General features: G+C 65.9%; 8 protein-coding genes, 1 pseudogene and 1 CRISPR repeat array. Of the genes and pseudogenes, 7 read left to right on the top strand and 2 right to left on the bottom strand.

Going from position 1 to position 11,142, the window contains the following annotated elements; translation table 11 throughout:
* The coding region (locus ACZ6R6_RS02340; RefSeq protein ID WP_470089494.1) for a LamG-like jellyroll fold domain-containing protein at positions 1–2,903 on the top strand (2,903 nt) is incomplete at its 5' end.
* Positions 2,904–2,961: 58 nt separating this feature from the next.
* Here the strand turns inward: ACZ6R6_RS02340 and ACZ6R6_RS02335 are convergent.
* Positions 2,962–3,516 carry a hypothetical protein gene (locus ACZ6R6_RS02335; protein ID WP_470089492.1) on the bottom strand — a complete coding sequence of 185 codons (555 nt, stop codon included), beginning with the start codon at positions 3,514–3,516 and terminating at the stop codon, positions 2,962–2,964.
* Positions 3,517–3,869: 353 nt separating this feature from the next.
* Between ACZ6R6_RS02335 and ACZ6R6_RS02330 the strand changes: the two genes are divergently transcribed.
* Positions 3,870–5,327, top strand: coding sequence for an NF041680 family putative transposase (locus tag ACZ6R6_RS02330; RefSeq protein ID WP_470089490.1), 1,458 nt, complete (start codon positions 3,870–3,872; stop codon positions 5,325–5,327).
* Positions 5,328–5,343: 16 nt separating this feature from the next.
* On the opposite strand, the gene ACZ6R6_RS02325 is transcribed toward ACZ6R6_RS02330, so the two are convergent.
* Positions 5,344–6,285: a transposase gene (locus tag ACZ6R6_RS02325; protein ID WP_470089488.1), complete on the bottom strand. Its 942-nt coding sequence runs from the start codon at positions 6,283–6,285 to the stop codon at positions 5,344–5,346.
* A gap of 449 nt (positions 6,286–6,734) precedes the next feature.
* Here ACZ6R6_RS02325 and ACZ6R6_RS02320 point away from each other — a divergent pair, with 449 nt between their 5' ends.
* The 5 genes and pseudogenes from ACZ6R6_RS02320 to ACZ6R6_RS02300 form a co-directional block, all read left to right on the top strand.
* The gene (locus ACZ6R6_RS02320; RefSeq protein WP_470089486.1) at positions 6,735–7,205 is read left to right on the top strand and encodes a hypothetical protein; all 471 of its coding nucleotides are present in this window, start codon (positions 6,735–6,737) and stop codon (positions 7,203–7,205) included.
* 59 nt (positions 7,206–7,264) lie between these two features.
* Positions 7,265–7,804 carry a winged helix-turn-helix domain-containing protein gene (locus tag ACZ6R6_RS02315; protein ID WP_470089485.1) on the top strand — a complete coding sequence of 180 codons (540 nt, stop codon included), beginning with the start codon at positions 7,265–7,267 and terminating at the stop codon, positions 7,802–7,804.
* On the top strand, positions 7,714–8,328 hold the full coding sequence (locus ACZ6R6_RS02310; RefSeq protein WP_470089483.1) for a transposase: 615 nt from the start codon (positions 7,714–7,716) through the stop codon (positions 8,326–8,328). The genes ACZ6R6_RS02315 and ACZ6R6_RS02310 overlap by 91 nt, the downstream gene beginning before the upstream one ends.
* Before the next feature lie 146 nt (positions 8,329–8,474).
* The gene (locus tag ACZ6R6_RS02305) at positions 8,475–9,200 is read left to right on the top strand and encodes a hypothetical protein (RefSeq protein WP_470089481.1); all 726 of its coding nucleotides are present in this window, start codon (positions 8,475–8,477) and stop codon (positions 9,198–9,200) included.
* A 375-nt stretch (positions 9,201–9,575) separates the two neighbouring features.
* Positions 9,576–10,004, top strand: a pseudogene (locus ACZ6R6_RS02300) (transposase); the annotation flags it as partial.
* Positions 10,005–10,026: 22 nt separating this feature from the next.
* A CRISPR array of direct repeats spans positions 10,027–11,084; the repeat unit is 37 nt; unit sequence GTTGCGATCCTCGGTCACCCCGGAGGGCGACCGCTGC.
* Positions 11,085–11,142 lie beyond the last annotated feature (58 nt).

Genomic DNA, 11,142 nt, shown 5'->3' with positions numbered 1-11,142 from the left:
CGGCCGCCCAGCCGGTACGGGCGGAGTTCGAACTCGAGCACGACCCGGCCGCCACCGGGCAGGGCACCGGCCAGATCTGGACCGGCGCTGCCGACAATGTCGCCTCCGGTACCCAAGCCTCGGTGACCGTCCCCGACGGGAAGCTGACCGACGGATGGAAGGTGCGCTGGCGGGTCCGGGCGGTCAACACCGCCACCACCGTCGGCTCGCCGTGGTCGGACTGGCAGAACCTGACCGTCGACGTGCCGGACCCGGTCTCCGAACCGGCCGTGGGCGCGCTCCAGGTCACGCCGTCCGAGCAGGTGGACGGCACCACCGTCACCCCCACGCGCACCCCGGCGCTGCTCGCCCAGGTGATCGACCCGGCGGGCAAGCCCCTGCGCGCTGAAGCCGAGGTCGAGCACGACCCGGCCGCCCCCGGGCAGGGCAGCGGCCAGATCTGGGCCGGCAGTGCCGACAACGTGCCGGCCGGCACCCAGGCGAGCCTCATCGTCCCCGACGGGAAGCTGACCGACGGGTGGAAGGTGCGCTGGCGGGCCCGCGCGGTCTCGGCCACCGCCGCCTCCGCCTGGTCGGACTGGCAGTCCTTCACCGTCGGCCTGCCCAGGCCCACCGCCACCGGCCTGGCCGTCACCCCGTCCAAGGTGGTGGACGGCGTGACGGTGACCGATACGCTCACCCCCACGCTGCAGGCCACCCTCACCCACCCGACCGGCCAGGCACTGCGGGCCGAAGCGGAGATCGAGCACGACCCCGCCGCGCCCGCCGGGCAGGGCACCGGCCAGATCTGGACCGGCAACGCGGACAACATCGCCTCGGGCACCCAGGCGAGCCTCATCGTCCCCGACGGGAAGCTGACCGACGGGTGGAAGGTGCGCTGGCGGCTGCGCGCGGTCGCCGGTGACGTCTCCTCGGCCTGGTCGGACTGGCAGCAGGTCACCGTCGACGTCACCCAGCCCGGCGAGGAGCCCCTGGCGCAGACCACCGGACCGGTGATCCGCACCGACCAGAGCTTCACCGTCGCCGCCTGGCTGCGATGGAGCGACAAGGACGGCGACTACACCGTGGCCGAGCAGCGAGGCGCCCACCAGGCGCCCTTCCGGCTCGGCAATACTGCCGACCACGGCCTGGTGTTCACTCTCACCAACACTGACGCTGCCGATGCGACGGCCGAGGGTGTTCTGTCCGAGGTCGAACCACCCGTCGGCGAATGGTTCCACCTAGCGGGCGTGTACGACGCCACGGCCAAGACCGCCTCGCTGTACCTCAACGGAACCCTCGTCAAGACCGCCCCCGTTGGCTTCACGACGTGGAATGCGGACACCGCCATGACGCTCGGCAGCAGGATGCGGGGCGACCTCGACGAAGCTCAGATCTATCAGCGGTCATTCGACGCCGCCGAGATCGCCGCTCTGCTGACGGCCCCGGCCGCTCGGAAGGAGTCCTCGGCGGCGCCCACGTCGGCGGCGGCGTTCAACTACAACTTCAACTACGAGCACATTGATCTGCAGGACTGCAAGGACACCGGGGGATTCGACTACAAATACTTCCAGGCGCGCATCCAGCAGAAGCCCTATGTCTCCTGCTGGTCTGCCTATCTCTACGTCCAGGACTTCGAAGAAGACCCGATCAGCAGGACCATGAAGAAGGCCGCGACGAAATCCAACATCTACTCGTACCTGATCAAAAAGTTCGGCAGCGCGATCTTCGAGGATGACGACCAGTTTAGGTTCCGGGCCACCTGGGTGATGCATAGCTATCTGGGCGACAAGACCGGCAACGCCATTCACCCGACACCATCAGGTGACCTGAAGCCGCAGGACATCAAGGTCTTTACCCGTCTCGACGAGATCGCGGTGGAGGACTCCACGGGCCGGGTCAAGCTGTCTTCATCCCAGCTCACAGGGCTGGACATGGGAATAGGCGTAGAAGCGGAGGCGGAGGAGCCGAACACGAGCTGCACGGTGCGCAGCGGAGACGCCCAGATCAAAGACGTTTCTGCATGGCACACCGATCCTGACGACGTGTTCATCATCCGAGCCGCCGCCTCCAACGCCGACCTCACCCCGAACTGCATCATCAAGCCGATGGCGACCATCTGGGATGACCCGATAGAGCCATCCTGGTTCTACCTGTGGAGCCAGGCCGTCAAGGACGAGCAGGGCCTGGAGCGCGGCGTCCGGCGGAAGGGCGACACGAGCAACCGGAACGAAGAGGTTTACGCGCCGTATTTCAGATGCGACTTCAAAACGTTCAGATCGAAGGCGGGCTGGCGGACGGGAGGCTGCATTAACCCCACGGCGAGCCGCATCTTCGAGATGTCCATGAGCAAGGACACGGCCTTCATCGAAATCACCCAGCACATCCAGGACGCGTTGTATCCGGCGACGAATAAGTATTCGTTCCCACCCCTGCGAGAAGAAGAACACGACTGGGACGAGCCATCCTATCCTCCCACCAAGATCGAGATAGGAACCCGAATAGCGAAGGACATACCAGGGAACTGGGCGGCCGCAGGAAGCGACCCGCTGGTCCGGGGACCCAAGGACATCGATGACGTCAATCGGGGAGAGTGGTCCAACCGCGAGCTGTTCATGGACGTGGGCACGGATCGCTATAAGCATTGGCTCAAAGACAGAGGAACGAATTACTGTAAATACTACTTCTCCGAGAAATATCCGGCGCAGACCCATCCCGACTATCCTGCGCCGGCAGTCTGGATGAACTGCGACGAGTACCCCTTCGCCACGACCAAGCAAGGAGCGGCCTCCGCGAACGGCCATTACTCCCTGCGTGCGGTGAGCGCCACACAGAACCGCGCCCATGGGGATGCCCTGGGGGCCTTCTACGCGTATTACCGCGTAGGCTCGAACAACCCCTTCTGGGTGGCGATCGTAGACTAGCCGCTTTTCACGGCGACCATGATGAAGGGAGGGTGCCCATGACCCCTCCCTTCATCGCTCAAACAGTGCCCGAAGCGTGCTCGTCAGGGTCGAACCCGTCAGGATCCAGAAGGTACTGGAAATTCCTGCTCGTAGTCTTGAGCACAGCGGGGTCATGAAAGGGCTCAGGCCAGATCTGTAGGTGGTGAACCAGTGCTCCCGCGTGATCGTCCAGACCTGTGACATGGAACCTGATGCGGTATGGTCCGGGACCGGCCGGTAGTGGGGTGAGGTCGTGGGTCCTGGGCTCATCCCAGTCCCACTCGAGCAGAACGATCCGGCCCGACAGGGACTCGAAACTGATCTCCACAGCGTCTTCATGGCTTTCGAGGTCGGCGCCCGGATCTCGATCGGCCACGACCACCGTGATGGGCACTTCCCCCACGTCGATGCCCATGTTCAGGGTGGCAAGGCCGGGTGTCACGCGGATGACGCCCACTGAAGAGGTGGGCGAGTCTTCGGAATCGCCTGACACATCTCCGTCCAGTAGTTCGTCCGCAAGGTAGACCTGCCCGTACCACACCTTGACCATTAAACGGCTGGTATCGACGGCGAACGGCTCTTCTCTGTCCATGCAGGCGAGTATAGAAAGCGACTTGACGGCGGAGCACCTGGTTCTCGTGATGGCCGCAGCAGCTCGCCGAGCAGGGCGACGGCGATCGTGTGGGGCTCAAGAACACGAATCATCGCCAGCGCTGGCCGTCGCCATGTGGGATCGGGTACTCCTCCACGACCCCGGCGTTGTTCCGGCTTGATGTGATGGGTCTGGTTGGTCCGGTCGCCATCTGGGCGAGTTGGCAAACGAGCACGACTTCTGCTGATCTTTCAGGTCTCTAAGCTTCGCTTTTAACCCGGTGACGGATGTTCTCGACGTAGGACGGCCACCGCGCGATGCTCCGAGTACGACCAAGTGCCCGGAGGTGTGTGGTGGCCGTCGTTTCCAGTGTCCTCCCGCCAGACCTGGCCCGCCCCCGGCCCGCCGATTTAGCGGCATTCCGGCAGCAGTTGATGAGCTGTTTCACCCGGCGCCGAGATGCGCTGTTCGAACTCACCGACGCCGTCCTGGCCGCCGGACCGATAACCTCGCTGCCGCACCTGTCGCTGGATCCCCTGCACCGGCGCGGGCACGGCAGCGTGTATGCCGCGCCCGCCAAGGGAGGCATCAACACCGGCGCGCTGCGGGATCTGCTCGCCCGCCAACTGCGCCGGCAACCTGCGGTGTTCGCCGTTGATGTCAGCTGCTGGGCGCGCAACGATGCCGAATGCTCACCCGGCCGCGGGTTCTACTACCACCCCACCCGGCACTCGGCCGGTAAACCGATCATCGCCGGGTGGGCGTTCTCCTGGCTGGCCGGCCTGGAGTTGACAACCAACTCCTGGACCGCCCCGCTGGATGTGACGCGCCTGCCGCCCGGCACCAACATCAACGACGCCGCGGCCACCCAGATCCTCGGCTTCCTGCCGCGCCTGCCCGACGCCGATGGCTATCTGCCGCTGTTCGTCTTCGACGGCGGCTACGACGCGGTGCGGCTGGCCCTTGCCCTGCAGGGCGCACCGGCACAGTTGCTGGTGCGAATCCGCTCCGATCGCTGCTTTTACGCCGACCCGCCGCCCGCCGAACCAGACGCCCGCGGCCGGCCACGTCGGCACGGCGCCAAATTCGTCTGCGCCGATGAGAACACCTGGCCCGCCCCGAGCGCCACCCTGTCGACAGCAGACCCGCAATACGGCACCGTCACCGTGTGCGCCTGGAGCGGCCTGCACGCCAAGACCCAGCAGCATGACGGGCACGGTAGTCGCGGTCCGCGCCCGATCGTGGTCGGCACCGTAGTCCGGCTCACCGTGACCGCGCTGCCCGGCCGCACTCGTAAACCCGCAACCCTGTGGCTGTGGTGGCACGGCCCCACCGGGTATCGCCTCCTGGACCTGGAGTTGCTGTGGCGCTCCTACGTGCGAAGGTTCGACATCGAGCACACCTTCCGCTTTTGCAAGCAGACCCTGAACTGGACCCTGCCCCGGCCCCGCACCCCCGAACAAGCCGACCGGTGGACCTGGCTCGTCATCGCCGCCTACCCCCAGCTGCGCCTGGCCCGTACCCTTGTCACCGACCTACGCCTGCCCTGGGAGAAACCCCTGCCCGCCCGCCGATTGACCCCCGGGCGGGTACGGCGCGCATTTCGCTCCGTTCACGCGGAGGTTGACACTCCCGCCAGCGCGCCACAACCCTGCGGGCACTCCCCGGGCCGCCCACGTGACACTCTCCGTGGCCCTGCTCCCCGCCATCCGGCCATCAAACGACCAACCAGGCGGCCTGACACTCATCACCGGGTTAAAAGCGAAGCTTACGACCTCGTGCATGATTGCGATGAGGGCGTGGTTCGCTGAGGCGATACTTTTTTGATCATGCTTTCTGTCCTCGGAGCCGGGTGGATGCAGTCTGCTGATCGGATAGAAGCGCGGCCACGGCGCGGATGGTTTCGGGCAGGTGGTCGCGGCGGCCGTGGTGGCGCGCCAAGGCCCTCCAGTTTTTTAGGTGGGCGATGCCGTGCTCGACGGGAATGCGCCGGGAGGAGTGCGCGTGCCGGGCTGCATCGTGATGGGCCATCAGCCATTGGACGTGTTCCAGGTTCCTGCCGCGCCGTTTGCGAGGTGGGGCGAGGATCTGACCTGCGCTCTGGCTGCTCAGACCCTGATAGCCGGCGTCAGCGAGGATCTGCAGGCCATGGGTGTCGGCCAGCAGGTCAACCAGTCCGGACCGGCGGGCTTGGGTGATGTCGGCGACCGATCCGGGACGGGTTTCGCCGCAAAACAGCAGCTGCCCTTGGAGGTTGGTGAGGACCATCGTCTTCATCGCGTTCATCCGGCTCTTGCCGGAGACGAAGCGATCTCGCTCGGGGGTGCCGGCGGCTGGGCGGCGGACGCGGATCTCCGTGGCGTCCAAGATCGCTTCTTGACCGCTGTCTCCCAGGTAGGCGATCACATCGGCCAAAGTTCGTAAGCGTCGGCCCGTGGTGATGCTGCACCCTCGGTCAGCCAGTAAGGGGCGGATCTGGTGGATGGCGCGGGTGATGGTGGAGCGGTCGACGCCGAACCAGCAACCCAGCACGTCATGGGTGACGCCGTGGCGCAGGTGCACCAGTGTGGCCAGCAGTCGATCGACGAACATCAGCTTGTGTTTAGCGCCGGCACCGAGGTTGCGTCGTCGTGGGCGACCGGCGAGCGCGGCTTGGTGCCGGGCCTGCCACAACGGTCCGATCTCGGCTACCAACTGCGCGATCACTTCGACCGACAGACCCGTAATCCGCCGGTTCTTCAAGATGATCGCGCGTGCGAGTGTTCTCACCACACCTGGCCCAACGAGCCGAGGCCCCAGAAGCCACGGCTAATCATGCACGAGGTCGTTAGGCCACCGTTGTCCCCCGCGGGTTGGCCGCGGTCGGTGGATCACTTCGCTGCATGCTCCTGCGGGCTCCAGAGAAGCACTGCTCTCCGCCGACCTGCCCTACCAGGCCATCAGGATGAAAAAGCCTCACTGATCATGCGCAGCGGTTGTGCTCATTACAGCATCGGCCATCGCTGGATCGCCGTAACTCTGCTGCTGGTCATCAGCAACTCCTGGCCGGTGGCACTCCTGGGGATGGAGGGTCTGGTACAACCACAGGCGAAGGTATCCAGGCAATCGGGAACCTGCCTCCGGCCGTCCGCGAAGATCGGTTTGCTAAATGACCGGCTTGGCTGTATGAAACCGGGTCTCCACGTTCCGAAGGAAGATCCACCACCAGGAGAGGCGTAGTGACAGAACGTGTCGCCGAGCTCACAGATCAGGTTTACGTTGATCATTTTGAGTTTATGTTGCTGGATGTGGACGGTGCGAGCGGGCAACCAGAGGGTGGCCTTTCGCCTTTCGATCTTGCGGACCGGGCAAGGAGCTCTGGGTCCTGGTTCCAGGTCAGTGCGAATGTCGCCTTTTTCGTCAGCGGATACGGCTTCCATCAGGCGACCGTCGCCTTAGAACTTTGGGACGGCGAGCCGCCGCGGGACGAGGGCTGGGCCAAGGTTCTCGACGCGACCATGTTCTTGAGCTCAGGCGTGGTGTATGTCACGGGAAGCTTCCCGCCCTCGGGCAAGAGGCTTGATCTTCGGGCCCGCGGAGGGGAGTGGAATGTTCGCGCGAGTGTACGTCCGCTCGGTAACGGCCCCACGGATGCGTACCCGCCGGACAACATCGAAGAGTTTCGCATGCAGTTCTGGCGTGCCTACTGAGGTTGAACTGGTGGTGTCGTAGCCTCTGACGTGCCTTGATTGCCGGGTACATCGACATCATGAGGTACGCACAAGGCGGAGGACTGTCCGCCGAGCGAAGAGCGTTCCGCGAAAAGCCGCGGCTGCAGGCGGCCGAAAGGTTCGCCCGCGCTGAATCCAGCACGGCCATCGCCCGGGACCTGCAAATCAGTCTCCGGTCCGTTCAGCGATGGAAGAGGGACTGGCGGGCCGACGGGGCCAGAGCGTTGCGCCCGCACGGACCGGCCTCCCTGCCCCGGCTCGATGAACGGCAGCTCGCCACGCTGGAGCAGGAACTGGTCAAAGGGCCCGTCTGGCACGGCCGGCCCGATCAGCGCTGGACCCTGGCACGCATCACGACCCTGATCGGCCGGCGCTTCCATCTGACCTACACCCTCCAAGGCGCGCGCAAGCTGCTGATCCGCAACGGCTACTCCCGCCAGATCCCGGCCCGCCGCGCCCTGGAACGCGACCAGGCGGCGGTGACCGGGTGGGTGAAGGAGACCTGGCCGAACGTGGAAGATCCGCGGCGGCGCTCGGCGCCTGGATCGTCTTCGAAGACGAGACCGGCCTGTCGATGACGCCGCCGATCGCACGTACCTGGGCACCCCGAGGCCAGACCCCGGTCATCACCGTGCGCGGCCGATCCCGGCGCAGGATCTCGATCGCGGCCCTGGCCTGCTACAAACCCGGGCACCGTTCCCGCCTGATCTACCGGCCCCGCCCAGACACCCGCCCCGACGGGCACAAGTCCTTCGCCTGGAGCGACTACCGCGACCTGCTGATCGCCGCGCACCGCCAACTCGGCGGCCCGACCGTGCTCACCTGGGACAACCTCAACACCTACCTGACCGCCGGGATGCGCGCCATCATCGCTGATCAGGACTGGCTGACCGTCGTCCAGCTGCCCACCTACGCCCCCGACCTGAATCCGGTCGAGGGCATCTGGTCCCTGCTACGGCGAGGGTTCCTGACCAACGCCGCCTTCACCGGCCCAGAGCACCTGATCCGCACCGTCCGGCAAGGACTGCGCACCCTTCGATACCGCAGCGACCTCATCGACGGCTGCCTCGCCGGAACCGGTCTGTCCCTCACACCGGCATAACCACACACGACACCACGAGTTCAACCTCAGTAGAGAGTGACGGCCAGCTATCTCATGAAGGCACCCTCCATGTCCCAGGGAGGGTGCCTTCACGCTGTTGGAAGACGAATGGATGACTGGCCATGTAGGGAAGGTCACCAATGCCAATGCCAATCGCCGATGCTGTTCAGGCTCTCTCGGAGCTATGGCCTCAGTTTGAACGACAAGGGATCGGCCCCGACGAGGGCTCGATCGTGGAAGCCGCTGCTGTAGGCATGGTGATCGATGTCTGGCGCAATTCTCCAGTTGAGGACATGCATGCGAGCAGACGCGGTCCCACTGATGGTGAGATGTTTGCTGAGAGCGTGGCCCTACAACGAGTCGCGAAGTCCGTCCTGATCTCCACCTCCCCCTTCGCCATCTATAGTCTTGAAGGGCATCTTCTCAACCGAAGCCGACCTTGGGCAGGTGGGGGGCGCACTCTTCAGGAGATGGGATACGGCCACCTTGGGGCGTTCCAGAAGCATGTGAAGGAGCGTGTCTACGGCCTGCACAGCCTGAGCAAGGACTACGGACGCCAAGCACTATTGAGCTTCCTGATTGTGCAGGCGATCACCTACGGCCGAAGCCACCGAGGGATGCCGCTCTGGCCGACCATCGTGTCAGAAGCATGTGCCATAGTCGCTAACCCCAACCACGAGGGCTGGCGGGGAGCAGGCACTGAACTCCTGGCCAGAGCTCCAGTCGAGATGCCCCCTCCCGGCCTTCTAGGCCAAACACTGCTTGACGCACCCGACGAACTTCCCCTGTCGGTGCTTGAGTGGCTGGTCTACGCCGGTCCGATGATGATCGCAGAGACTCTCCTAGCGGCGAAGAATGCCGCCGAGGGCTGAGAACCACCTTCGAATCCGTGGGAAGGCATTGGGAAGGATCAGCCGCAAACGATCGGTGACAGCCGGATACGACCGGACATGACGAAAGCGCCCCTGACTGTGAACACGCAGGTCAAGGGCGCTTTTCGTATGATCACGAGGGGTAGGGCGGGCGGGACTCGAACCCGCGACCCAGGGATTATGAGTCCCGCCGTCCGCCGCCGCCAGACACACCTTCTACCTGCGCAAACGTTCCCATCAGCTCGCGATCTCACCGAACTTCAGCACGTATTCGGCACAGTGCTGCTCCACCGACAGCTACTTGGCGCGCCTGGTGCGCAGGAAATGATGTCCCGCCGAAGCGGCCCGCAGGCACCTGCACGCCACTGCGCCGAGCGGATCGGGGCGCGCCGCGCCCGCTGCGTCATCCCCGACAGCGAGCGGCATCGCCCCAAATGGCAGATGGCCGTGGAGATGCTCGACGAACTCGCGGGCTGGGGCCTGGCGCCGCCGGTGGTGGTGGCCGATGCCGGATACGGCGACAACGCGCACCTGCGCGCCGCCCTGGCCGAGCGCGGCCTGGCCTATGTGCTGCAGGTCAAAGGCGCGGTCACCGCCCATGACGTGCGCGCCCAGCCCGAGACGATCACCTACTCGGGGCTGGGGCCGCACCCCCAGCCGCGTTATCGCAGCAAGCCGGTCAGCCTGCGTGAGTATGCGCTGGCCGCGGGCCGCGCCGCAGCGGTGACGCTGACCTGGCGGACCGGCTCCAAAGGATCACTGACCTCGCAGTTTGTGATCGTGGCGGCCCGGGGGCCTCGTCCGCCAGCGCGCTGACCCGCTCGAAGTTGCGATCCTCGGTCACCCCGGAGGGCGACCGCTGCATGTTGATTCCGCAGTGAGACGCCGGGACCCCGAAGTTGCGATCCTCGGTCACCCCGGAGGGCGACCGCTGCTCCGGTGGTGCCGGGCGCGGGCCCTTCTGGGTTGGTGTTGCGATCCTCGGTCACCCCGGAGGGCGACCGCTGCCGGAGAGCTGGAGGTCCTGGTCGCGTGCGAGGCCGAGGTTGCGATCCTCGGTCACCCCGGAGGGCGACCGCTGCCACAGCTCGCTGATGCGGGCGCCGGTCATCGCTTGGATGTTGCGATCCTCGGTCACCCCGGAGGGCGACCGCTGCGCGTGGGTGGCGCGTCGCTGCATTGCTCAAAAGTGGTTGCGATCCTCGGTCACCCCGGAGGGCGACCGCTGCGCCGAGCGACTGGGACTGAGCCCCGGAGACGAGGTGTTGCGATCCTCGGTCACCCCGGAGGGCGACCGCTGCATGTCCAGCACCACACGGTCCCAGTACGGCGTGCAGTGTTGCGATCCTCGGTCACCCCGGAGGGCGACCGCTGCCATGGATCATGGCGGGCTCGGCGGCGCCCAGGTCGTTGCGATCCTCGGTCACCCCGGAGGGCGACCGCTGCTCTGGGAGACGCTCATGCCACACCTCGCGCGGCGAGGTTGCGATCCTCGGTCACCCCGGAGGGCGACCGCTGCGCGACCGGATGCCCAAGGCCAAGCGGCCCACGTGGGTTGCGATCCTCGGTCACCCCGGAGGGCGACCGCTGCCCCGCCCACCCCCTGACGGCACCCCGCACTTACGGGGTTGCGATCCTCGGTCACCCCGGAGGGCGACCGCTGCCACACGCCGAGCTCGTCACACAGCACCTTGACCAGGTTGCGATCCTCGGTCACCCCGGAGGGCGACCGCTGCCCCCGGTCACGGGCATCCGAGGGGCGGACCACGAAGGAGTTGCGATCCTCGGTCACCCCGGAGGGCGACCGCTGCTCTGCCTGCCGGCGGACCACTCCCCCAATCTCTGGGGTTGCGATCCTCGGTCACCCCGGAGGGCGACCGCTGCTCTGCCTGCCGGCGGACCACTCCCCCAATCTCTGGGGTTGCGATCCTCGGTCACCCCG

Source organism: Streptosporangium sp. NPDC048886 (assembly GCF_055586905.1).
This window is presented reverse-complemented; position numbering and strand designations above follow the sequence as displayed.